Annotated in this window: 19 protein-coding genes and 2 tRNA genes; 5 read left to right on the forward strand and 16 right to left on the reverse strand. The window is 65.5% G+C overall.

Translation table 11 applies throughout. The features are described 5' to 3' along the window. Positions 1-54: 54 nt before the first annotated feature. The 8 genes from PMI02_RS20320 to PMI02_RS20355 all read right to left on the reverse strand — a co-directional run bounded on the left by PMI02_RS20320 (position 55) and on the right by PMI02_RS20355 (position 8,373). Positions 55-615 carry a hypothetical protein gene (locus PMI02_RS20320; RefSeq protein ID WP_007686407.1) on the reverse strand — a complete coding sequence of 187 codons (561 nt, stop codon included), beginning with the start codon at positions 613-615 and terminating at the stop codon, positions 55-57. Positions 616-800: 185 nt separating this feature from the next. Beyond that, positions 801-965 carry a hypothetical protein gene (locus tag PMI02_RS20325; protein WP_238539123.1) on the reverse strand — a complete coding sequence of 55 codons (165 nt, stop codon included), beginning with the start codon at positions 963-965 and terminating at the stop codon, positions 801-803. A 296-nt stretch (positions 966-1,261) separates the two neighbouring features. Beyond that, positions 1,262-2,203, reverse strand: a complete 942-nt coding sequence (locus tag PMI02_RS20330) for an aldo/keto reductase (protein WP_007686411.1) — start codon at positions 2,201-2,203, stop codon at positions 1,262-1,264. Then, entirely contained in the window at positions 2,196-2,618 is a 423-nt protein-coding gene (gene ribH, locus PMI02_RS20335) for a 6,7-dimethyl-8-ribityllumazine synthase (RefSeq protein ID WP_007686413.1), read from the reverse strand. The genes PMI02_RS20330 and ribH overlap by 8 nt, the downstream gene beginning before the upstream one ends. Position 2,619: 1 nt before the next feature. Next, on the reverse strand, positions 2,620-3,930 hold the full coding sequence (gene ribB / locus PMI02_RS20340) for a 3,4-dihydroxy-2-butanone-4-phosphate synthase (protein ID WP_007686415.1): 1,311 nt from the start codon (positions 3,928-3,930) through the stop codon (positions 2,620-2,622). Between the two features lie 57 nt (positions 3,931-3,987). Beyond that, positions 3,988-4,791, reverse strand: coding sequence for a crotonase/enoyl-CoA hydratase family protein (locus PMI02_RS20345; protein ID WP_007686417.1), 804 nt, complete (start codon positions 4,789-4,791; stop codon positions 3,988-3,990). Positions 4,792-5,307: 516 nt separating this feature from the next. Next, on the reverse strand, positions 5,308-6,144 hold the full coding sequence (locus tag PMI02_RS20350; protein WP_007686419.1) for a coniferyl-alcohol dehydrogenase: 837 nt from the start codon (positions 6,142-6,144) through the stop codon (positions 5,308-5,310). Positions 6,145-6,273: 129 nt separating this feature from the next. Then, entirely contained in the window at positions 6,274-8,373 is a 2,100-nt protein-coding gene (locus tag PMI02_RS20355) for a PQQ-dependent dehydrogenase, methanol/ethanol family (protein ID WP_007686421.1), read from the reverse strand. A gap of 142 nt (positions 8,374-8,515) precedes the next feature. On the opposite strand from PMI02_RS20355, the gene PMI02_RS26020 reads away from it, so the two are divergent. After that, positions 8,516-9,208: a TetR/AcrR family transcriptional regulator gene (locus tag PMI02_RS26020; protein WP_007686422.1), complete on the forward strand. Its 693-nt coding sequence runs from the start codon at positions 8,516-8,518 to the stop codon at positions 9,206-9,208. Positions 9,209-9,267: 59 nt separating this feature from the next. Here the strand turns inward: PMI02_RS26020 and PMI02_RS20365 are convergent, their stop codons facing one another. Continuing rightward, positions 9,268-10,365 (reverse strand): YihY/virulence factor BrkB family protein, encoded by a 1,098-nt coding sequence (locus PMI02_RS20365; RefSeq protein WP_238539124.1) that lies wholly within the window; start codon positions 10,363-10,365, stop codon positions 9,268-9,270. Positions 10,366-10,469: 104 nt separating this feature from the next. Between PMI02_RS20365 and PMI02_RS20370 the strand changes: the two genes are divergently transcribed. The 4 genes from PMI02_RS20370 (at position 10,470) to PMI02_RS20385 (ending at position 17,641) form a co-directional block, all read left to right on the forward strand. After that, entirely contained in the window at positions 10,470-12,782 is a 2,313-nt protein-coding gene (locus PMI02_RS20370; protein ID WP_007686425.1) for an autotransporter assembly complex family protein, read from the forward strand. Next, positions 12,782-17,056 (forward strand): translocation/assembly module TamB domain-containing protein, encoded by a 4,275-nt coding sequence (locus PMI02_RS20375; protein WP_007686427.1) that lies wholly within the window; start codon positions 12,782-12,784, stop codon positions 17,054-17,056. Before PMI02_RS20370 ends, PMI02_RS20375 begins: the two co-directional genes overlap by 1 nt. Beyond that, positions 17,056-17,259: a hypothetical protein gene (locus PMI02_RS20380; RefSeq protein ID WP_007686428.1), complete on the forward strand. Its 204-nt coding sequence runs from the start codon at positions 17,056-17,058 to the stop codon at positions 17,257-17,259. Before PMI02_RS20375 ends, PMI02_RS20380 begins: the two co-directional genes overlap by 1 nt. Positions 17,260-17,320: 61 nt before the next feature. Continuing rightward, positions 17,321-17,641 (forward strand): PilZ domain-containing protein, encoded by a 321-nt coding sequence (locus PMI02_RS20385; RefSeq protein WP_007686431.1) that lies wholly within the window; start codon positions 17,321-17,323, stop codon positions 17,639-17,641. Positions 17,642-17,689: 48 nt separating this feature from the next. Here PMI02_RS20385 and PMI02_RS20390 read toward each other — a convergent pair. The 7 genes from PMI02_RS20390 to PMI02_RS20420 all read right to left on the reverse strand — a co-directional run. Next, a tRNA-Lys gene (locus tag PMI02_RS20390) sits at positions 17,690-17,765 on the reverse strand. A 25-nt stretch (positions 17,766-17,790) separates the two neighbouring features. Next, positions 17,791-17,866: transfer RNA gene (locus PMI02_RS20395), tRNA-Lys, on the reverse strand. 111 nt (positions 17,867-17,977) lie between these two features. Then, positions 17,978-19,090 carry a rod shape-determining protein RodA gene (gene rodA, locus PMI02_RS20400; protein WP_007686432.1) on the reverse strand — a complete coding sequence of 371 codons (1,113 nt, stop codon included), beginning with the start codon at positions 19,088-19,090 and terminating at the stop codon, positions 17,978-17,980. Further along, on the reverse strand, positions 19,087-21,177 hold the full coding sequence (gene mrdA / locus PMI02_RS20405) for a penicillin-binding protein 2 (RefSeq protein ID WP_007686434.1): 2,091 nt from the start codon (positions 21,175-21,177) through the stop codon (positions 19,087-19,089). Before mrdA ends, rodA begins: the two co-directional genes overlap by 4 nt. Beyond that, a complete protein-coding gene (locus tag PMI02_RS20410; protein ID WP_007686436.1) occupies positions 21,174-21,722 on the reverse strand; it encodes a hypothetical protein in 549 nt (182 codons plus the stop codon). The genes mrdA and PMI02_RS20410 overlap by 4 nt, the downstream gene beginning before the upstream one ends. 2 nt (positions 21,723-21,724) lie before the next feature. Further along, complete coding sequence (mreC, locus tag PMI02_RS20415; protein ID WP_007686438.1) at positions 21,725-22,609, reverse strand: rod shape-determining protein MreC; 885 nt, start codon at positions 22,607-22,609, stop codon at positions 21,725-21,727. 110 nt (positions 22,610-22,719) lie between these two features. Further along, positions 22,720-23,337: rod shape-determining protein (locus tag PMI02_RS20420; protein WP_007686439.1), on the reverse strand; the 618-nt coding region annotated here is incomplete at its 5' end.

Raw genomic sequence — 23,337 nt, forward strand, 5'->3', positions numbered from 1 at the left:
TTCACCGGGCCTCCTCCCATGGGGCTAAGAGGGTTGATAGCCCGGCGCCGCCGGTCAGCGCGGCGCGGCGATTTCCTTTGCGGAATCGTCGAGCCGCACGATCGAGCGGGATGCGGAGGCGAAGTATTCGAGCATGGCGGCATAGCCCCGCGCGCTCAGCTTGACGTAGACCCGGCGGGCATCCCCGGGGTCGGCTTCGCGTACCAGCAGGCCCTGCTTTTCCAGGATCGCGATCCAGCGCAGCGCGGTCGTCGATGGGACGGCCGAGCCGATGCAGGCGCTGGTCACCGAGACGCGGCGCCGCTCCTTCGCGGCGATGAACAGGTCGAGCAGGATGTCCCATGCAGGTTCACCGAACAGTTCCTCCGAGCGGAAGATCTTGGTGCGCCGCCGCCTGTCGTCGTAGTTCTGGCGGGCGAGTTCGACCCAGATCGGGTGGTCCTGGCTGGCCGTGACCTTGCCGCCTTCGGCGGTCCCGCCCGCCAGCGAATCGAGGATGGCGGAAGGGCTTTCGCCGATTTCCAGTTCGCGCGCCATCGCCAGAAGTTCGTTGGCTATGCCGATCAGCCGGATGGCCTTCGCCCGATTGCGCATCAACTGGTCCGTGTTCTCCATCGAATAGGGCCGCCAGCTGTAGGCCGCGTGACTTCATCAGCGGAAGTCGACCGCGCGGCGATTATTCCCAATGTTGCGAGAAAAGCCGCGCCGATCAGGGTAATTACCTGATTGTTTTCGCGTTTCTGCTTCGTCCGCCACGGATACAACCATAGGCAGTCATCCGCATTGGCGTCTTGCGTAGCCTAATCCGTATTGGATGCATCGCGCGGCACGCCGAACTCGCGGCACAACGCTTCGATGGCGGCTTCGAGATGGGCCGCGGCCACGAGCGCCCCGATCGTTTCCATTTCTACCAGTCGCGCCTGCAGTTCGGTTACCAGCGACTTCGCAATTCCGTCCGTGTTCACCCAAGTGTTCTCCATCGGGGCGGGCATTACCCCGCACCGGACCCGGATATCCGGGCCGTGATTGGCGACCTCACCATTTTCGCATGGTGTTGGCAGTCGTAAAGACACCTCCATTTCAGATCAAAATCGGAGATGCATGACGGCGACTACACGATGACGGAGGATTGGATACCGAGAATTCCGGATTGTCCCAGTTGTGGGCATTCCGTTCGGACGAATTACGCCAGAAGGAATTGCGGTTCGGTGAACGAATTACGTAAATTCGTTCATAAATTGGCCACGCTAAGTATCAATACTTATAAACGGGCATTCAGGCGCGCGGAAACACTTTCATCCAGCTTCATCCGCGCGCTTCTGGCGAGATCGGCGACCTGTTCGGGGCTCGTCGCGCTGGCGAGAGGGGCGGCGATCGCGCGGCGCGTGTTGAGCCAGGCGAGGGCGACCTGCGCCGGCGTCGCGCCCAGATCATCGGCCACTTCGCGCAAGGCCGCGAGCGTTTCCCATCCGCCGTCCGCCGCCGCCTGGTCGAGGCCGCGCGCACGGTCGGAGCCGGCCCAGTCGTCCGCCGAACGGTACTTGCCCGAGAGGAAGCCCGAGGCCAGGCCGTAATAGGGCAGCGCCGCGATTCCGCGCGCTACGCACAGGTCCTGAAGCGGACCTTCGAAGCTGCTGCGAGCGACGAGATTGTAGAGGGGTTGCAGCACCGTGAAGGGCTGGGTGCCGAGCCGGTCGGCGGTTTCAAGCGCGGCGGCGAGCCGCTCGGCCGTGTAGTTCGAGGCGCCGAGTTCGCGCGCCTGCCCCGAACGGAACGCGGTGCCGAAGGCATCGACCGCCTCGTCCAGCGGCGTGGTGGGATCATCGCGGTGCGCGTAGTAGAGGTCGACGTAGTCGGTGCGCAGACGTTCCAGCGAGCCTTCGAGGGCGGGCCCGACCGCTTCCGGGCGCAGCGCGCCGGGCGGTCCGCCCTGTCCGGTCTTGGTGCCGATGCGCATCTCGGAGCGCACGCCCCGGCTTTCCATCCACTCGCCGATGATCGCCTCGGATTCGCCGCCCTTGTTGCCGGGGACCCAGTTCGAATAGCCCTCGGCCGTGTCGATCATCCGGCCGCCCGCCTCGAAGAAGGCGTCGAGCACGGCGAAGCTGCGGTCCCGGTCGATCGTCCATCCGAAGACATTGCCGCCCAAGACGAGCGGTATGCCCGTGATGGCGGGATGATCGACCGGGTTCGCGTCAGCCACCAAACTTGTCCTTCAGTCCGTAAAGGGCGATGGCGGCCTTCGCAGCCTCGCCGCCCTTGTCCTTCTGAGCGGGGTCGGCGCGTACGAGCGCCTGTTCCTCGTTCTCAACGGTAAGGATGCCGTTGCCGATGGCAATGCCGTCCATGGTAAGCGCCATGACCCCGCGGGCACTTTCGCCCGCGACGATCTCGAAATGGTAGGTCTCGCCGCGGATGACCACGCCGATCGCGACGTAGCCGTCATAGTCGCCGGTCGCGTCGGCGAGCGAGATCGCGGCCGGGATTTCCAGCGCGCCGGGCACGGTGACGACTTCCGCCTTGTGGCCCGCGGCCTTGAGCGCGGCCTTGGCGCCGGCGATCAGCATGTCGTTGAGAGCGTCGTAGAATCGGGCTTCGACGATGAGGAAGCGGGCCATGTCAGTTCGATCCTTCGATAGTGTCGACGATGGGACGCTCGCCGACGATATTGAGCCCATAGCCTTCCAGCGCGACAAGGGAATGGCGCGTGTTGGTCAGGAGCACCATGTCGTGCACGCCAAGCTCGGCGAGGATCTGGGCGCCCACGCCGTAGTCGCGCAGTTCCTCAAGGTCCGGGGTGCCGCCGTTGCGGAATTCCTGCTTGATGTCCATCACCCGCGACATCAGCTTGTTCATCGGCCGGTTGATGACGACGATCACGCCGGAGCCTTCCTCGGCGATCATGTTCATCGAGCGCTGGAGCAGCTCGCTGCGGTCGCCGGTGTCTTCGCCGAAGATGTCCGCGAAGAGCGACAGCGTGTGCATGCGCACCAGCGTCGGCTGCGAGGGATCGATGCGGCCCTTGACCAGTGCGACCGTCTCGTCGCCGGTGGCGCGGTTGAAGTAGGAGCGCGCGACCCAGTCGCCGCCGTTGCGCGAGTGGAAGGTGATCTCGTTGCGCTTCTCGATCATGCGGTCGTGGCGGCGGCGGTAGGCGATGAGGTCGCGGATGGTGCCGATCTTGAGGTCGTGCAGCCGCGCGAAGCCCATCAGGTCGTCCATGCGCGCCATGGTGCCGTCCTCCTTCATGATCTCGCAGATCACGCCCGAGGGGTTGAGCCCGGCAAGACGCGAGATATCGACCGCCGCCTCGGTATGGCCGGCGCGGACGAGGACGCCGCCGTCCTTCGCGCGCAGCGGGAAGACGTGGCCCGGCGAGACGATGTCGTCCCGCCCCTTGGTGCCGTCGATGGCGACGGAGATGGTGCGGGCGCGGTCCCCGGCGGAGATGCCGGTGGTGATGCCCTCGCGCGCCTCGATCGAGACGGTGAAGGCGGTTTCGTGCCGGCTGCCGTTGTTGGCGCTCATGAGGTTGAGGCCAAGTTCGTCGACCCGGCCGCTGGTCAGCGTGAGACAGATCAGGCCGCGCCCATGGGTCGCCATGAAATTGACGGCGGCGGGCGTTGCCATCTGCGCGGGGATGATGAGATCGCCCTCGTTCTCGCGGTCCTCGTCGTCGACGAGGATGAACATGCGGCCATTACGGGCCTCGTCGATGATCTCCTCGATAGGCACGAGCATGTCGCGGTCGTCGTTGGCGAAGAGGACGCGCTCAAGCTTGCCGAGCGTTTCGGCGGTGGGATTCCAGTCCGGCTCGGTGCAGTCGCGCAGGGTGTTGGCGTGGAGGCCGGCGGCGCGGGCGAGGCCTGCCTTGCTCATGCCGCCGTCGTTGACGAGCTTGCGGACCTTGTCGATCACATCGGTAGCCATTGGAATGTCCAATCTCACATTTTGATGTGACGCGAATAAGATTGGATCACATTGAAATCAAGTGCCCTTGAATTCGGGTGTCCGCTTGGCGAGGAATGCGGCAACCGCTTCCTCATGATCGGCGGTGGCGTGAGCAGCGGCCTGCATGGCGGACGCCATCTCCAGCAGCGTGGCGAGATCGGCGCGGCGGCCCTCCCAGAGCAGGCGCTTGGTCATGCGCACGGCATGGGGAGGGTTGGCGGCGATCCGCCGGGCGAGAGTGCGGGCAGCGTCTAGTAGCTCGGCATCAGGCACCACGCGGCTGACCAGGCCGCAGGCGAGTGCCTCGGCGGCGTCGATCGGATCGCCGGTCAGCGCCATCTCGGCGGCCTTGGACCAGCCGACCACACGCGGCAGCAGCCAGGAACCGCCATCTCCCGCGATCAGACCAAGCTTCACGAAGCTCTCGGCGAACTTGGCGCTCTCACCCGCGATGCGCAGGTCGCACATGCAGGTGAGGTCGCAGCCCGCGCCCATGGCGGCGCCGTTGACCGCCGCGATCACCGGAACCTCCAGCGCGGCGAAAGCGAGCGGAAGGCGCTGAATGCCGCGCTTGTAGGCAAGCCGCGTCGCCGCCGGGGAACCGGCGTTGAGGTTTCCGCCGGGCTTCATCTGGTTGATGTTGCCGCCCGAAGAGAAGCCCTTGCCCGCGCCGGTCAGGATGGCGACGCGCGCTGCGGGGTCGGCGTCGAGGCGGGTGAGGGCGGCGGTCAGCGCCTCGACCATCTCGGGGTCGGAGATCGGGTTGCGCAGGTCAGGGCGGTTGAGGGTGAGGAGGACGATGCCTTCCTCGTCAATCTCATAGAGTACCGCCTCGTCCATCCGTCGTCTCCTGTAGCGTGCCGGGTCTTGTTGCATCGATACCGGCATCGGTGTCGACCCTATCCTCCCTGTTCCGAAAGAATGGGAGGGCGAGCTGCCGACGAAGTCGGATGGTGGAGGGGTAATGAAGACCTCTCCGCCAGCCCTGACGGCTGCCGCATCCCCGTTGCTTCGCTTCAGGAGGACAGGGCGGCCGGCACTATCCATTTTCCTACAGAGGGCCGGGCGGGGTATTTCCGCGGGATGCCCACGCGCCCTGCCCTCATCGTCACCAACTGGTCGCTGCCCGATGCGCCCGGGAAGGTGACAGGTGTAACCTGCAAGGTGACACATGCGGCATCCAGGGTGACACCTGTCACCTGCAAAGCGACACTTCCGGCGCGCAAGGCGACACTTCCGGCGCCCAAGGCGACACTTTTCGGGCGCAAGGCGACACATCCCGGCCGCAAGGCGACACCTTTCCCGCCAGGACCGTGTAAACCGTGTAAACCTGTGTCGCCTTGCGGCGCGAAAGACTCAGGCGTCCTGCTTCTTGGCCGCGCTCATCATCTTGGTGATGTCGACCTGGCCGGTGGCGAGGCCGCCCATGAAGCCGCCGTCGACCGGCAGCACGACGCCATTGACGACGCCCGCGAGGTCCGAGTTGATGAGCACCAGCGGCCCGGCCTGCTCCTCCGCGGTGGTGTAGCGGCCGAGCGGCTCGGCGGCGGCGTCGACGACGTCCTTGCCCGAGGTGGCATGGAAGGTCGCCATCATCGGGGTCTGCGTGGGCGAGGGCAGCGAGCAGTTGATGCGGATGCCCTTCTTGATGAGCTGCGCGCCCATGAACTGGGTCCAGACGATCACAGCTTCCTTCGAGAAGGCGTAACCCTCGGCAACCTGGTCGAGGTTGGCTTCTGCCCATTCGAGACCGGCCTGGAAGCCCTGTGTCGCCAGAAGCTGCATGTGCACGGGAATGCGGCGGCTCCAGCCGAGGCCGCCGGTCGAGGCGATCGAGACGATAGCGCCCTTGTCGCCCATCAGCGGGACGACCTGCTCGGTGAGGTGGCGGGTGCCGAGGAAGTTAACCTTCATCGTGTCCATCGGCGGGAAGCCGCCGCCGCCCGGAAGACCCGCGCAGTTGAACAGCGCGTCGACCTTGCCGCCGACACCGGCGACGGCCGCCTCGATGGTCGCCGGATCGCGCAAGTCGATCTGCGTGAACGAGGCCATCGGCACCGCGCTTTCCTTGAAGTCGAAGCCGTGGACCTCTGCGCCGAGCGAGACCAGCAGCTTGGCGGTAGCCTCGCCCATGCCCGAGAAGCAGCCGCTGACGATGACGCGCTTGCCCTTGTAGCCGAGAACATCACTCATATTGTCGTCCTTCCTCTCTCGGGCGCGGCGCGGATAGGACCAGCCCCGAATTGTTGCGCGTAGCTAGGCCGCCTGTGGCCTGCGCATCAACCGTCCCGCCGGGTCATCGCAGGCACGATGAGGCTGCGGTCACAGCTTGGGCATCGGAGCGGTGGCATCCCTGGCGCGCTTGCCCAGCGCCTCGCGCGCCTTGGCGCGGATGTAGGCGTGGATCTGGCGGATTTCGGTGTCGCTCAGCATGTCGAAACGCGGCATCCCCCGCTCGATCAGAGTGCCCGACTTGAGCAGCTCGGTGAAGCCGGCGAGGTCGAGCGCGATACCCGATTCCCTGAGGTCCGGCCCGGGTGTGCCGGTGGATTGCAGGCCGACCCCGTGGCAGGCGGCGCAGCGGACCGACAGGTCGCGGCCGGCCACCACGTCCGCCTCGTCGAGCTTGAGGTCAGGGTCGTCGAGCGCGGCGATCTCGAACGTTGCGGGCTCGCCGGGCGGAAGTGTCGCCTTGCCGTCGAGCACGAAGGTCAGGAGCCGTCGCATCTGCCGGCCATACTTCCAGCCCACGTCCATGAACTTGCCGTAAGCCGCCGTGGTGCCGCCGTAACCGACGAGGATCGAGACATACTGCTTCCCCCCCACCGAATAGCTGATCGGCGCGCCGACGATGCCGAGCTGCGCATCGAACGACCACAGCGGCTTGCCGCTACGGGCATCCCACGCCTTGAAGGCGCCCTCTGCGGTGCCCTGAAATACAAGGCCGCCTGCAGTGGTCAGCGTGCCGCCGTTCCACAGGTTGGCATGGCGAACTTCCCAGACCTTCTTCTGCGCCGCCGGGTCCCAAGCGACGAGGTAGCCGCGCCCATCGCCCTCGCGCTCGGTGATGGGCTCCAGGTGGAGGCCCATGACGTTGAAGGCGTTCTCCGACCCGTCGGTGCGCGAGAAGCGAGCGCCGATCTGCTGGACGGGAATGTAGACGAGCCCGGTCTGCGGGTTGAAGCTCATCGGCTGCCAGTTATGACCGCCGACGGTGCCGGGCCACATCTTGGTGAGGCCGGTCTCGTAGCGGATGTTCGGGTTCTCGATCGGGCGCCCCGTCTTCTGGTCGATGCCCTTCGCCCACTCGACCAAGGTGGTCATGCCGGGGGTATTGAGCAGCTTTCCGGTGTCCGGGTCGAGCACGTAGAAGAAGCCGTTGGTCGGCGCATGCATGAGGACACGGCGGGGCTTGCCGTCGATGGGGAGGGTGCCGAGGACCATGTTGGGCGTGGACTTGTAGTCCCAGCTGTCGCGCGGGTTCTCCTGGTAGTGCCAGAGGTAGCGCCCGGTATCGGCATCGAGCGCGACGATCGAAGTGGTATAGAGGTTGTCGCCCTTGCCGCCGGGATCGCGCTTGTCGGGGTCGTAGGGTCCGGCGTTGCCGACGCCGATGTAGATGCGGTTCGTCGCGGCATCGTAGGTCATGCCGTTCCACACGGTGCCGCCGCCGCCGGTGTTCTTCCAGAACTCCGGACCCCACGACTTCGCCGCCTGCTCCATCGCCGGGTCGCCGGCGTTCTGCTCGGGCGAGGCGGGCGTGGTGTAGAAGCGCCAGAGCTGCTTGCCGCTTGCCGTGTCGAAGGCGGTGACGAAGCCGCGTGCGCCGAAGTCCGCGCCGCCGTTGCCGATGATGACCTTGCCGCCCATCACGCGCGGCGCGCCGGTGGAGATGTTGAGGGCGCCCTTGGGCACGCTCTCGGTCACCCACAACTCCTTGCCGGTGCGGGCGTCGAGCGCGAACAGGCGGCCGTCAAGCGCTGCGGCGAAAACCCTCGCCACCCCGTCCGCGCCGCGCTCGAACGCCATTCCGCGATTGGCGCCGAAGGAGAAGAACATCTTCTCCGGGTGGTGCTTCCAGACTTCCGGGTCATAGGTCCAGAGCAGTTTCCCGGTCGCCGCTGCGACCGCGTAGACCTTCGCGTAGGAGCCGGTGAAGTAGATCGTGCCCTCCACTTCAAGCGGGGTTGCCTCCAGCGTCACTTCGTCCGGCAGGTCGAGCGACCATGCGACGCCGAGGCGGGAGGCATTGGCGGCATTTACCTGCGTCAGGCGCGAATAGCCGCTCTCGTCGAAAGCGCCGCCTACTGCTGCCCAGTCGTTACCAGCGCCAGTCTCGGCAGGCGCCGAACCTGCGCCGGTTACCGCCGTCGAGGCGAGCGCGAGCGTGGCGACGGCGAGCGCGGATGCGAAGCTGCGCATGATGATTGTCCCTCCCATGAATCCTTTTGCGGCGAAACGTATCGGCTTTTGAGCCAATGTAAATCGTAACGCGCGGCGCTCGCCACGTCGGTCGGGGCTTGCTAGGGCCAAGACTGGGAATAAGCCGGAAGAAGGATCCAAGGTGGCGTCGAAGGCGGAAAGAGGCAGGCCGGCAGGCACTCGCAGGGCGGGCCAGGCGGATCGGCGCGAGGCCATCCTTGCGGCGGCGGCGCGGCGTTTCGCCGAATTTGGCTTCGAGGCGACGACGGTGCGCCAGATCGCCAACGACGTGAACATCCTCTCGGGCAGCCTTTATCACCACTTCGCGACGAAGGAGGAGATGCTGGACCAGATCGTGCGGGACGCCGCGCTCGACCAGCGCGAGCGGGCGCTGCGGATCGCGGCCGCCGAATACGACGCGGAGACACGTTTCGTTTCGCTCGTCGCGGAGGAATTGGCTGCGCTGGCGGACCGGATCGAGGCTTACGCGATCATCTTCAACGAGCGGAAATTCTTCCGCCGCAGCGCCGACTTCGGATACTTGATGAAGGCGCGCAAGGAAGCGTTCGAGGCCTGGCGCACCGTCTTGGAGCAAGGTGTGGCCGCCGGGCAGTTCCACGCCGGCATCGACAGCTACCTGACGATCTCGACCGTGATGCGGATGCTCAACTCGGGCGCGGACTGGTATCGGCACGAGGACGGTTCGCCGATCGATGCCATGGCGAACTATTCATTGGAGGCTCTCACCGGGTTCTACGCGGGCTTTGCGCTGCGCTCGGTAAGAGCGGCCGGAAGGGCCGATGCACCAATCCCGGCTGCGCTGGCGAAGTCATGACGCGGCGGTAAGCAGCGTCGATCACGCCATTGCAGGCGAGATGCTGCGGCCGGTGGCGATCACACGCCGGGCTTTACTCCGGCGTCGGCCCTGCGCCGCTCGGTATCCGCGCGCCGGCGCTTGCGTTTCTCCAATTGCTCGAAGGACGGCACGGCATCGTCGACCAGATCAGCAAGCACCGCACCGCGTTCGCCGGCTGGGCGCGCCGGGCCCGTGGTGGTGTCGCAGAAGGTCTGCCGCTCGATTTCGGCGTTGAGAAGTGCTCCCAGCAGCACGCCGTAGGCCGACAGGAACAGCCACATCAGGAACACCACGATGGCCGACAGTGAGCCGTAAGTGGCGCTGTAGTTGCTGATGTAGGCGACGTAGAGTGAGAATCCGAAGGAAACCGCCAGCCACAGCAGCGTCGCCAATAGCGAGCCGGGGGCCAGCCAACGCCACTTGGCGGGACGGCGGTCGGGGCCGTATCGCATGATGAGTGCGAAACCCGCGCTGCCCAGTGCAACGGCGAAGGCCCAGGTCAGCAGCTTGAACAGCACCTGCGTCAGGCCACCGAGGTAGACGCTGGTCTGGGTCTGAAGCCAGGCAAAGACGCCGCCAGACAGCACACCTGTCAGCGCCAGCAGGATCGCCGCCAGCGTCAGGCCGCCGGTGCGCAGGGTGATCGAGATGAAACCGCGCGTCTCGCGCTCCTCGTTGATGATGTTCAGCGCACTCATCATGCCGCCGGCCGCACGCATGCCGCCGTAGACCGCGAAGAACAGCGCAATCACCAACGCAATCCCCGTCACGCCGGAGTTGGTCGAGATGATGTTCAGAAGTTGCTCTTCCAGCACCCTTGCGACGTCCGCCGGCACGACGTCGACGATGCTTGCCATCTGCTTGCGCACCATCTCCACATCTGCGACCAGACCATAGACCATGACGGTGGCCGCGATCAGCGGCGTCAATGCGAGGAAAACGTAGAACGCCAGGCCCGCAGAGAGCAGGCCCAATTCGTGGAAGCCGACCATGACCCAGACGCGCTTCAGAACCCGGAACCACGCGGCACGCGGCATCTTCCACGGGCTGTTGGCGTCATGTCCCGGCGTTTCGTCGACCTCCGCCACCGAACCTGCCACGGGTTCTTCTTCGACGATATTTGCGTTATTCATCATTGGCCTGTGTGAACGAGGGAACTTTCGCGGAGGCGATGCGATACGCATTTTCAGGAGGGGTCGGGCATGCCGGCCCGGCAAAGGGGTGATTCGTCGCGTTGTCCATGTCTAGGCTAATCGACCACCGGGCGGCTTGTTCCCTGCGTCTGCGCGACAGTTGCGCGAGCAGGGCCATCGCGATTGTTCTCACCGCTGCGGCCATTTCGGCTGCCGTCCCCGCCGCCGCACAGGAAGCACCGGCGAGCACCTCCGCCGAACCCGCACCGACGGCTTCGGATGCCATCGACCTCGAAGCGGGCAAGGTCCCGGTACCGCCGCCGCCGGCCGAGCCGCCACTGCCGCAGGTGGATGCCATTATCCCCGACGCAGAGTTCAATTCCTCGATTCCAAGTCTCGATGCATCCGCCGACCCGGAGCTCGACAAGCCGCTGGAATCGATCGAGGCTTTCGAACGCCGCGTGGCCGAACAGCAGTCGGGCGCCAAGCCGGAGGCGGGCCAGGCCGCGCCGCTCGGCGATCCCGCGCTGGCGGACGGCGACACTGCCGAGGAAGTCGGCGATGCCCCGGTCCGAGACGCCGAGCTGAACGCTCCGTTGCCCCCGATCGACCAGTTCGAGGTCACCCCCGTCCAGTTCGCCGAGGATGCAGGGGCCGATGAAAAGAATGTCGAAGTCCGCTACCGCGTCGATCTCCAGGGCCTCGATCTCGCCGACAAGGAAACCGAGACAAGTCTCAAGGGTGAGTTCGATTCTTTTTCCGCGCTCAAGAAAGGCGATGGCAAGGCCGCCAACACAGCCATGATTTCGGCGCGACTGACCGAAGACAGCCAGTTGATGGAGACCGTGCTGGCTTCCGAGGGCTGGTACAGTCCATCGATCCGGACGCGGCTCGATGCGCCTGCCGATCAGGCAAACCCGGAAATGTCCGCAGTGATCGCCGTGACGCCGGGCAAGCGCTATGTCTTCTCGGACATCGTGCTCAAGGCCGATCCCACCGAACCACCGAACCTCGTCGCGGACAACTTTGCTCTGAAGGTCGGGGAACCGATCGTAGCCGAGCGCGTGCAGGGCGCGGAAGCCAAGATCGCCGTGGCCTTGCCGGAGAACGGGTATCCTTTCGCGGTCGTCGGCCAGCGCGACATCCTGCTCGACAAGGACACCGCCGAGGGCGTCTACACCCTGCCGGTGACGATAGGTCCCCGCGGCCGCTTCGGCGGATTCACCACGGACGGTGACCTCGCGTTCGATGGCGACCACATAAAGGTGCTCGCCCGCTTCAAGCACGGCGAGCTCTACGACAGCCGCAAGGTGGACGACCTGCGCAAGGCGCTTGTCGCCACCAGCCTGTTCTCGACCGTTTCGGTCGAGCCGCGCAAGACCGACAGCGCCGTTGGCGACGGTACGCAGTACGTGGACCTTTACGTAAAGCAGGATGCCGGGCCGCCCCGCACCATCTCGGGATCGCTGGGTTATGCGGCGGGGGAGGGTGTCACCGCGCAGGCTACCTGGACGCATCGCAACATGTTCCCGCCTGAGGGCGCCCTGATCGGCAATGCCATTTTGGGCACGCGCCAGCAGGGCGCGGGCGTCACCTTCCGGCGCTCGAATGCCGGTAAGCGCGATCGCACGTTTGAACTCGTCGCTGAAGCGTTCCACAACGACTATGACGCCTATAGCGCCTACACCGGCCGCATCGCGGCGCGCATCGCCCGCGATTCGACGCCGATCTGGCAGAAGCGCTACACGTACGCCTACGGAGTCGAGTTCCTGGCCACGGCGGAAACCGATTACGACGTCGCGACCGGCGACCGCAAGCGCAACACCTACTACGTAGCAGGGCTGAACGGACAAGTCGGGTTCGACACTTCTGACGACTTGCTCAATCCTACCAAGGGCTACCGTCTGACCGCATTGCTTCAGCCGGAGGCAACCATGCGCGACGGTTTCGATCCCTACTTCCGCGCGCGCCTGGACGCTTCGACCTACTATTCGGTGAGCGATGCCCTTGTGCTCGCAGCGCGCCTTCGTCTCGGGACTATCCAGGGCGCCGGGCTGTTCGACATCGCGCCGTCGCGGCGTCTCTACGCGGGCGGCGGCGGTTCGGTGCGCGGCTACGCCTACCAGGCGCTCGGCGAGCAGGCGCCCGACGGCGATCCGGTGGGCGGGCGCAGCCTGAACGAAGGCTCGTTCGAGGCGCGTTACCGCTTCGGCAACTACGGCGTCGTCGCCTTTGTCGACGCAGGCCAGGCTTACCGCGAGACGATGCCGCAGTTCTCCGACCTGCGCTATGGCGTGGGTATCGGCGGCCGCTTCTACACGAACTTCGGCCCCGTCCGGCTCGACCTTGCGACCCCGCTCGGCCGCAAGCCGGGCGAGTCTCGCTTCAATATCTACGTCTCGATCGGGCAGGCGTTCTGATGCCCGGCCCCGACGACATCGACAACCAGGGCACCGAACCGCAGGTGGATACCGTTTCGACCGAAACCGAAATCGAACCGTCCGGCCCCTCACGCTGGCACAAGATCCGCGTGAGGGCGCTCAAGACGGTCGTATTCTTACTGCTCGCCGTCGTCGCCTTCGTAGTTGCGGTGGTGCTGGGCATCAATACCGGACCCGGGCGCCGTTTCGTTGCCGATCAGATCGCCAGCCTCGAGTTCGAGAACGGCATGCGCATCTCGGTGGCCCGCATTGACGGGTCGCTCTACGGCAAGATGATCCTGCGCGGCCTCTCCGTCCGCGACTTGCGCGGCGAATTCCTTTACTCGCCTGAAATCCGTGTCGACTGGCGCCCCTTCGCCTATCTCGAGAACCACGTCGACGTCCGCAGCGCCACGGCTCAGCGCGTCGTCCTGCGCCGCTCTCCCCAGTTCCGCGCGACACCGCCCAGCGATGCGCCACTGTTGCCGGACCTCGACATCGACATCGGAAACCTGCGCATCGACCGCTTCGTGGCGGAGCCCCCGGTGTCCGGCCAACGCCGGATCATGACCGTCTCGGGACACGCGCACATCGCCGACGGGCGGGCACAGATCAACGCCAGGGGCGGCACCATCGCTGTGCAAGGCAAGGGTGGCGGAGACCGCTTCACCGTGCTCCTCGACGCGGTTCCGGAACGCAACCGTCTCGATATCGACCTCGACATGGACGCGCCGAGGGGAGGTCTCATCGCAACGCTGGGCGGCCTCAAGGATCCCATCACACTCAAGCTTGCCGGCAAGGGGGACTGGGCCGCGTGGAACGGCAACCTGGCAGCGAACCTCGGCGACGGCGATCTCGCGAGGCTGGCGCTGACCGCCCGGAACGGCACCTTCGCGATCAAGGGCCCCACGCGGATTGCACGGCTGTTCACCGGCCCCACCGCGAACCTGCTCGGCCCGGTCATGAACCTCGACGTCGTGGCCGCCTTCGACAAGCGTCGGGCGACGCTTTCAGGCATGATCTCCAGCGACGCCTTCAACCTGACGCCCAACGGCGTGGTCGACCTTTCTCAGAACAGCTTCGACGATCTCAAGCTCGCGTTCGTGCTGCTCAAGCCGTCTGCCCTCGCCGAAAACCTCAGCGGCGCTGGCATCAGCGCCAACCTTGCGCTCGACGGCGCTTTTGCCACCCCCAAGGTGAATTACCAGATCGCCGCGCGGCGTGTGGTGATGAACGACATGGGACTTGAGAACCTCACCGCGAGCGGCGCAGTCACGGTGGATGCCGATCACATCCTCATTCCCGTCGCCGCCCGCGTCGGCCGTATTACCGGGCTCGATACCGTGGCCGGCGGCACGCTCGCCAACGTCAGCCTCAACGGCGATCTCGCGATCGAGGGGCCGCGCATCCTCTCGGACAACATGCGCATCCGCTCGAACCGCATCGACGCCAAGCTGATCCTGCTCGCGGACATGAGCAAGGGCCTCTACACCGGCGCGGTCGACGGCAAGATCGACAACTACCGTGTCGACAGCGTGGGTATCTTCAACATACGCACCAACATGGACCTCAAGACGGAGGCTCAGGGCTTCGCCTTGCAGGGCACCATACGCGCGCGCTCGACGCGGCTGCTGAACGAAAGCCTGCAAACGTACCTCGGCGGTAATTTCTCCGCCTCTTCGAATGTGCGCTACAGTTCCGATGGAGTGGCGCGTTTTTCGTCGGTGCGCCTAAATGCACCGCTGCTGCGCGTCACGAACGGGCAGGGCAGCTGGTCGCCGAGCGGCCGCATTTCCCTTGCCGCCAATGGTACGTCGACCCAGTACGGGGCGCTTGGTGTTCGCGTGACCGGCACGATCCAGAACCCCGACGCCCACATCACCGCGGAGCGTCCGGGCCTCGGTATTGGTCTCGCCAATCTCGATGCTAGGATCACCGGGGCGCGAGGCGGGTATCATCTCGATGCCAAGGCCGACACCGACTACGGTCCGCTGACGGCCGACGTGAACCTGGGGCTGGGCGCCGCTACTTCGGTGCAGATCAACAAGGCGAACCTGTCAGGTGTCGATTTCGCGGGCAGGATAATCCAGACGAAGAGTGGGCCGTTCTCCGGCCAGCTCACTGCGAACGGCAATGGCATCGGCGGCCTCGTTCGCCTCGACGCTGAGGGCAAGTACCAGGCCGTGGACTTCAACCTGCGTGCCCAGAACGCGACCTTTGCCGGACCGGCGAACCTTACGATCGGCTCAGCCATCATCGACGGGCGTGCCGTCCTCTACGACCAGCCTTATATCGTCGCCGACGCGCAGCTTGCCGGGACGACGATCGGTGCGCTCGATCTTGCCGCCGCACGCGTCATCGTCGATTACCGCGATGGTCGCGGCAAAGCCAAGGGCCTGATCGAAGGCGTGAGCGGCGTCACGTTCCGCGTCGGTGTCAATGCCGACCTCCAGCCTGAATTGTGGCGCGTGGCGCTGCAAGGCAGGGTGCGCGGCCTCGAGCTGAAGACCACTACGCCCGCGCGGATCGTTCCGAAGAACGGAACCTACGAGCTGCTCCCTACCCAGATCGCGTTCGGCGGCGGCAGTGCCAAGGTCGCAGGCACTTACGGCGATGGGATGAAGATCCAGAGCCGGCTCGAAGGCATCGACATGGCAATCATCAACGCGATCGCGCCGGGCTACGGCATCGGCGGCAAGGCGAGCGGCAGCTTTGATTTCGAGCAGGCGAACTCGGCCGCGTTCCCGCACGCCGACGCGCGCCTGACGCTCGACAATTTCACCCGCACCAGCTCAAGCGCCGTCAGTCAGCCGGTAGACATCAACTTCGTGGGCAAGCTGCTCGACGACGGCGGCGAGACCCGTATGGTATTCCGCCGCCGCGGGACCGTGATCGGCCGCATGGTCGCGAGCTTGAAGCCGCTCGCGCCGGGAACGGGCTCGTGGAGCACGCGCCTGATGGAGGCACCGCTGGGAGGCGGCATCCGTTACAACGGGCCCGCCGATACCCTGTTCTCCTTCGCCGGCCTCTCCGGCCAGACGCTCTCCGGTCCAATCGGTCTTGCGGCCGACTTCTCGTGCCGCGTCTCCGACCCGTGCATCAACGGCGTCGTCCAGGGCCGCGATCTTGTCTACGAGAACCAGGCCTACGGCACCCGTCTCAGTTCGATGGCGCTTTCCGGCAAGTTCACCGGGAGCACGCTTGAACTCACCTCGCTTACCGCGCGCGCCGGAGATGGCACGGTAAGCGCCAGCGGCAACGTCAGCCTCGCGGCGGACGCGGGCTACCCGATGGATATCAACGTGAAGCTTGACCGCGCCCGTCTGGCGCGCAGCGACGCGCTCTCGGCCACTGCAACCGGCAATCTGCACCTCACCAAGGCAGCGGGCGAGACTGCCCTGCTGGCAGGCGAGATCAGGCTTCCGGAAACCCGCTACCAGATCGTGCGTGAAGGCTCGGCCCAGGTTCCGCGTCTTACCGGCGTGCGCTTCAAGCCGCCCGTCGGCCCCAAGCGCATCACCGGTGACGAGCCGGCGCCCACTGCCTCCAGCGCCTTCGCCCTCATCCGCCTCGACCTGCGCTTGCGCGCGCCGGAGAAGCTCTATGTCTCGGGCATGGGCCTCGAATCCGAATGGAGCGCGGATTTCCGCGTGACCGGGACAAGCGCCGCGCCTTCCGTTTCTGGCGAAGTGGAACTGGTCCGGGGAACGCTGGGCTTCGCCGGCAAGTCGTTCGAAATTACCAAGGGACTGGTCTCGTTCACTGGTGGCAACACGATCGATCCCACCGTGGCGATCACGGCGACTGAGGATATCGAGGATATCGCGGTAAGCGTGAATGTCAGCGGCCAAGCCTTCAATCCGCAGATTGATTTCTCGTCGACACCCAGCCTGCCCGACGACGAAGTTCTGTCGCGCATCCTGTTCGGAAGCTCGATCGCCAATCTCTCGGCGCTCCAGGCCGTGCAGCTCGCCTCCTCGCTCAATTCCCTGCGCGGCAGCGGCGGCGGGCTGAACCCGCTTGGCAAGCTACGCTCCGCGACGGGAATAGACCGGCTCCGCATCCTCGGCGCCGACGAGGCGAGCGGCCGCGGCACGGCGCTGGCGGCGGGCCAGTACCTTACCGACGACATCTACGTGGAACTGATCACTGACGCGCGCGGCTTCACCGCCACGCAGCTGGAAGTGAGTGTCACCAAGTGGCTCTCGGTACTCAGCCAGGCGGGCGGCTCGGGCGTGAACAGCGTCAACGTGCGTATCAAGAAGGATTACTGATGCGCCGGCTCATCGCCCCTGTCGTCATGATTGCGGCCGTACTTGGCGGCTGCAGCCGCGAGCCGGATTTCGACGAGCGCTACAACAGCGTGAGCAAGACGATTGTCAAGAAGGCGAAAGCCATCGATTCGCAGATTGCGGCGACGGGTGCTCCCCCGGTCGCCGCCGACGGCGATATCGAGCCCGATCCCGTCGGCAACTGAAACTCCGGGTTTACTTCTTGTTGCTACGTGAATTCCTCTATGGGCGCTGAGGGGAGTGTGCGTGCAGGAGAATGAAAACGGTGACCGGCTCAGCACGCGTCGCACGGTCCTGCTGCAAGCCCGCTGCCGCAAGTCCAGCTGGCACGTCTTCCCGGTGGAACTTGGCGACATTTCGCAAGGTGGCTGCAGTATCGTCGGCAGCTCCGACGGCTTCGTCCCCGGTGAGGACGTCCGCCTGACGATCGCCCACCTCAAGCCGATCGAAGCGCGGGTGCGCTGGCTGCGGGAGGACAAGGTGGGAGTGGAGTTCATCTCCGCGCTCAAGGGGCGCGTGATCGAGGAGCTAGGCGAAACCTACGGCATCACCATCATGCAGGCGTGAAAATGCACCCGGCAAGAGGCGCTTTCAATGCGGCGTGATATTGGGGGGTGGTGGACGCACTTGGGCTCGAACCAAGGACCCGCTGATTAAGAGTCAGCTGCTCTACCAACTGAGCTATGCGTCCCCACGGAGTGGGTGGGAGGTAGGTATGGTGGACGCACTTGGGCTCGAACCAAGGACCCGCTGATTAAGAGTCAGCTGCTCTACCAACTGAGCTATGCGTCCACGCTACCTGCCTCGAGGGGTCTTTCGACCCTCCGCTTGGCGGCGGAGAGGCCCCTATAAAGCCTGTTTCGGGTATGGGAAGAGGGAATTTGAAAAAGTTTTCAGGATAGCTCAACGAAGCGAGCCGCGTCCCTGATTCCAACGGTTTACCGCCATGATCGTGCCGAGGCAGATCATGTTGGTGAGCATCGACGTCCCGCCGTGGCTCATGAACGGCAGCGGGATACCGACCACCGGTGCCAGACCCATGACCATCATCAGGTTGATCATGACGTAGAAGAACATCGTCGCCGTGGCGCCGGCAGCCAGGAGGCTGGAGAACCGGTCCGGCGCTCGGCGGGCGACACCCATGCCCCAGCCCAGGACGATCGCAAAGACCGCTAGTACGAAGAGACCGCCCATAAGGCCCCACTCCTCGGACATGGTGGCGAAGACGAAGTCGGTGTGCGGTTCCGGTAGGTATTGCAGATGGCTCTGCGTGCCGTTTCCGAAACCCTTGCCGAAGATGCCTCCCGAGCCGATCGCAATCTTGGACTGTGTGATGTGGTACCCTGTGCCGAGGGGATCACTCTCGGGGTCTAGGAACACCAGCACACGGTTGCGCTGGTAATCGTGGAGCAGGGTGAAGAACGCAAGCGGTGCGATCACCATGAGGGCACCGGCTGCGCTGACGAACCACCAGAGGGGCAGACCGGCAAGGAACATCGTCACCACGCCGCCGAAGCAGATCGCCAGCGCCGTGCCGAGATCAGGTTGGATCATCACGAAAAGCGCGGGGACCCCGATCAGAACGCCCGCGGGTACGAGGCCGCGCCAGCTCGCGGTCATCGCGTGGGGCAGGGTCTCGTAGAAGCGTGCGAGCACGAGAACGATCGCCGGCTTCATAAGCTCGGACGGCTGAAGCGTCATCACCCCCAGATTGAGCCAGCGTTGGCTGCCCCCGCCGACGGCTCCTATGAGTTCCACCAGAACAAGGAGGACGACTATGCCGCCATAGACCGGGTAAGCGGCCAGGCGGAAAAGGTTGCGGGTCGTGTGAGAGATCATGATCGCCATGACCAGGAATACGCAGAAGCGCACGACATGGCTCAGCGCATAGGGCTGCAATCCGCCGCCAGCCGCGGAGTAGAGCACTGCTGCGCCGAGACAGACCAGGCCGCAGAGCGGGATGAGCATCTGCCACGGCTGACGCGAGATCGCCTCGGGAACGATCGAACGGCTCACTGCGGGTTTCCTCCAGAGTTGCCGGGCGTAACCGGTGCAACGGGCGAGGCAGTGCCAGCGGGTGCATTGGCTGCTGCGTCCGGTTCGGGAGCAGGGGATTGGGCATCGCTGACGATGGGCTGGCGGGGCTCGGGAACGGTTTCCGCCTGCTGGACGGCGTCGGGCGAGACCGCAGGCGCGCCTACGCCGTATTGCGCGGAATAGGCACGGTAGCGGGCATCGAGGCGCTCCTGAGGAGTGCCGCCCCAATTCTTCTCGAGCTCGGTCAGGATGTCCATGCCCTTCTGCTTGTCGAAGACGTAGGTCAGGACGTCACGCGCAATCGGGTAGGCCGCGCCGGAGCCGCCGCCATGCTCGACCACGACCGAGCAGGCGTAGATCGGGTTCTCGGCCGGGGCGAAGCAGATGAAGTGGCCATGGTCACGGTGTTTCCACTGTCCACCCTTGCCGTTGCCGATATTGAGGCCGACGACCTGCGCCGTGCCGGTCTTGCCGGCGAGCTTGATGTCGGGGAAGGGCAGCCGCGCGTGCGGCGCGGAGCCGGGCCCGTTGGCTACGTCGGACATGGCTTGGTGAATATAGGCGAGGTGCTCCGCCGGCACGCCCAGCGAGGGCGCGGGCTTGTCGTCACGGCCATGGATCAAGCGCGGCATGATGATCCGTCCGCTGGCGAGGCGCGACGCCTGGACCGCCTGCTGCAACGGATTCACGAGGAAGTAGCCCTGGCCGATCGTGGCATTCACCGTATCGAAGGTCTGCCACTCCTTGCCGTACTTTTTCAGCTTCCAGGCCGGGTTGGGCACGGTGCCGTAGGACTGGCCGACGACGGGCAATTCGAATTCGTGGCCCAGTCCCAGACGGCCGGCCATTGCGGCGATCGGGTCCATGCCGATGCGCTGGGCGAAGTGATAGAAGTAGACGTCGCAGCTCTGGTAGATGCCCTTGGCCATGTTGACCGAACCGTGGCCGCGCCGCTGCCAGCAGTGGAACACGCGGTTACCTACTCGCAGGCCGCCGCCGCAGAACACCGACTCGTCAGGGTCGAGCCCCGCCTCCATGAAGGAGAGCGCGACCATCGGCTTGACCGTCGAGCCGGGCGGGTACAGCCCTCGCAGCACCTTGTTGCGCAGGGGCACATGGTCGTCGTCCGACAGCATCTTCCATTCGAGGCGGCCGATCCCGTCGGAAAAGCTATTGGGATCGTAGCTGGGCATCGAGGCCATCGCGAGCACGTCGCCGTTGCGGCAGTCCATGACGACGACCGCCGCCGATTCCGGACCGATGCGGCGGGCGGCGTAGTCCTGTATGCCTGCATCGACCGTCAGCTTTATGGTCTGGCCCGGCACGTCCTCGCGCGTGTCGAGGTTGCGCACGATGCGGCCCGATGCGGTGACTTCGACACGCCGGGCGCCGGGCTTGCCGCGCAGTTCCTTCTCGAAGATTTTCTCGAGCGCGTCCTTGCCAACCTTGTACCCCGGCGTGATCAGGACCGGGTCGTGGTCCTTCTCGTACTCTTCGGCCGAGGCGGCGCCGACGTAGCCGATGAGATGACCGACGGAGGGGCCAGTCGGATAAAAGCGCGAAAAACCCCGCTGGGTGACGACGCCCGGCATGTCGGGCAGGCGCACGCTGACGGCGGAAAAGCGCTCAAGGTCGAGGCCGGTGGCGACTTCCACGGGGGCGAAGCCGTGGGCCTTGTCGATCTTGTCCTGCAGGTCCTGCAGGTCGATGGGCGAGAGCGAAAGCAACTTGCCGAGTTCGGCGATGGTGCGGTCGGCGTCCTTCATCTGCTCGGGGATGACGTCGACACGGAAGTCGGCGCGGTTGGAGGCGAGCGGCTGCCCGTGGCGGTCCAGCAGCCATCCCCGGCGCGGCGGAACCAGCGAGAGGTTTACGCGGTTGCTCTCGGCTTCGAGCTTGTATTTCTCATTCTCGAACACCGAGAGGTAGGTCATGCGCGAGGCCAGCAGGACGCCGATCCCGCCCTGTATCGCTCCTATGACCACGCTGCGACGGTCGAAGCTGTTGCGGAGCGTGCCCGCGCTGACATGCGGTTGACGGATCCAGCGCCGGAAGTCGATTTTCATCGAATGAGCACGAAGGGCGTGAGCCGAAAGCGGTCGACGAGGGCCACGAAACGTCCGACGAGCGGGTAGGAGAACACCGAAATCACGAGTTGCGGACCAATGATGCGTAAGGGGGCAGAGGCCCCGGCTATGTTGGAGATGCCGAGGCACAGCGCGATATAGGCGATGATCAGCCCGATCGCCACCAGCCACTCGGTCAGGAAATTGCGCCAAGGCAGCCGCGCCTCGATCACGTCGAGCACGATCGCGGCGATTGACCACAGCATGACCGCGGTGCCGAACGGCTGGCCAGAGAACAGGTCGTCGAACAGGCCCAGCGGCAGGCCCGCCCAGACCGGCAGCAGTCCGGGACGCAGTTGCCGCCAGGCGACGAACGCCAGGAAGCCCAGCGGAGGCAGTACGGGCGCCGAGGCGATGAGCAGCCAGCCCGGCGCCATCGACCCCAGCATCACCGTGAGCCACGGAAGACTGCGCGCCACCACAGCGGAGGGCTGGCGGTTTATCCTTGGCCTGGCCACGCTGTCCGGGCGGGGTAACAGCGCCATGCCTATCGGTTTCCGGGCTGGGTGTCGGCGGGCGGCGGAGGCGGCGGGGGTGCCCATGCCCTTTCGACGATCACGTAGTCTGTGTCCGAAGGGTTGCTGAGCACACGGGCAATGGCGCCGTCGCGGAGCAGATCCGTCACGACCGCCATCGGCGTGCCGGGGCGGTAAAGGCCACCCGAGCCAGTGGTAACCATGACGTCGCCCCTGAGCAGCGGATTGAGTCCCAGGTTGACGAGGCGGATGCGGATGGTGCCGTCGCCTTGGCCTTGCGCGAATGCGGCGATACCGTCTCGCGCTCGGCGAACCGGAACCAGGCTTTCGGTATCGGTGATGAGCAGTACGCGCGAACTCGACGCGCCGACCTCCAGCACGCGGCCCACCAGTCCCATGGACGAACGGACCGGCATGCCCTTTATCACGCCGCGATCGGCGCCCGCGCCCAGCGTCGCGAAACGCCTCGAGCTGGCTCCGGTCGACCCGACTAGACGCGCGAAGGCGACCGGCTGCGCGTCACCTTCGCGCAAATCGAGCAATTTCTTGAGGCGGCGATTTTCATCCTTGGTGGCCTGCGCTTCGACCAGGCGGACCTTGGCCTCGGCAAGCTCGCGCTTGAGCCGTGCGTGCTCGCTACCCGTCTTGAAGAAGCCCGAGATGGTGCCGATGAAATCCTTGCCGGTGGCCCGGGCGCCGGCAGTCGTCTGCGCGGCCGGTTCGGTCACGTCGGCGGCCGCGCCTCGCAGGCCGGCGAAGGTACCGGGGCTGACGATCGCCACGACAAGCAGGATCAGGCCCACCACCGCGCCTATGACGCCGGCGGCATAGCTGAAGAACGTCGTGTATTGCGCCCTGCGCGAAAAGCCGGAGCGCCGATTTGCTGGCGGTGCCATGCGCCATGCACTCCTGTCATCTTAGCGGCGTCACCGAGCAGGATAGGTGCGCCGCTTACGTCGGGGAGGACGGCCGGGCCAAGGAGCCCGGCAGACGCTCCCGCAATCAATCAGGCGGACATCAGGACGCCGCGATAGATCGGGTCCTCCATGGCGCGGCCGGTACCGAGCGCGACGCAGGACAGCGGGTCCTCGGCGACGCATACCGGCAGGCCGGTTTCCTCGCGCAGGTACTGGTCGAGGCCCTGGATCAGCGCGCCGCCGCCGGTGAGCACGATGCCCTGGTCGACGATGTCGGCGGCGAGTTCGGGGGCGGTGTTCTCGAGCGCGATGCGCACGCCCTCGATGATCGCGCCGATCGGTTCGGCCAGGGCTTCTGCGATGTTCGCCTGGGAGATGGTGATCTCCTTGGGCACGCCATTGACGAGGTCGCGTCCCTTGATGTGGATCGTCTCGCCGATGCCGTCGGCCGGCATGATCGCGATGCCGTAGTCCTTCTTGATGCGCTCCGCCGTGGCGTCGCCGATCAGGAGGTTGTGATGGCGGCGGACGTAGGAGACGATCGATTCGTCCATCTTGTCACCGCCCACGCGCACCGACGTGGTGTAGGCGAGACCGCGCAGTGAAAGTACCGCGACTTCGGTGGTGCCACCGCCGATGTCGACCACCATCGAGCCCACCGGCTCGGTAACGGGCATGTCGGCGCCGATGGCGGCAGCCATAGGCTC

Source organism: Novosphingobium sp. AP12, assembly GCF_000281975.1.
Taxonomy (GTDB): Bacteria; Pseudomonadota; Alphaproteobacteria; order Sphingomonadales; family Sphingomonadaceae; genus Novosphingobium.

Coding starts and splice junctions, on each gene's coding strand:
- PMI02_RS20375 (WP_007686427.1), top strand. CDS start 12,782: ATGCCCGGCCCCGACGACATCGACAACCAGGGCACCGAACCGCAGGTG.
- PMI02_RS20345 (WP_007686417.1), bottom strand. CDS start 4,791: ATGGACGAGGCGGTACTCTATGAGATTGACGAGGAAGGCATCGTCCTC.
- PMI02_RS20410 (WP_007686436.1), bottom strand. CDS start 21,722: ATGGCGCTGTTACCCCGCCCGGACAGCGTGGCCAGGCCAAGGATAAAC.
- PMI02_RS20370 (WP_007686425.1), top strand. CDS start 10,470: ATGTCTAGGCTAATCGACCACCGGGCGGCTTGTTCCCTGCGTCTGCGC.
- PMI02_RS20320 (WP_007686407.1), bottom strand. CDS start 615: ATGGAGAACACGGACCAGTTGATGCGCAATCGGGCGAAGGCCATCCGG.
- ribB (WP_007686415.1), bottom strand. CDS start 3,930: ATGGCTACCGATGTGATCGACAAGGTCCGCAAGCTCGTCAACGACGGC.
- PMI02_RS20380 (WP_007686428.1), top strand. CDS start 17,056: ATGCGCCGGCTCATCGCCCCTGTCGTCATGATTGCGGCCGTACTTGGC.
- mrdA (WP_007686434.1), bottom strand. CDS start 21,177: ATGAAAATCGACTTCCGGCGCTGGATCCGTCAACCGCATGTCAGCGCG.
- PMI02_RS20365 (WP_238539124.1), bottom strand. CDS start 10,365: ATGATGAATAACGCAAATATCGTCGAAGAAGAACCCGTGGCAGGTTCG.
- PMI02_RS20350 (WP_007686419.1), bottom strand. CDS start 6,144: ATGAGTGATGTTCTCGGCTACAAGGGCAAGCGCGTCATCGTCAGCGGC.
- ribH (WP_007686413.1), bottom strand. CDS start 2,618: ATGGCCCGCTTCCTCATCGTCGAAGCCCGATTCTACGACGCTCTCAAC.
- mreC (WP_007686438.1), bottom strand. CDS start 22,609: ATGGCACCGCCAGCAAATCGGCGCTCCGGCTTTTCGCGCAGGGCGCAA.
- PMI02_RS20355 (WP_007686421.1), bottom strand. CDS start 8,373: ATGCGCAGCTTCGCATCCGCGCTCGCCGTCGCCACGCTCGCGCTCGCC.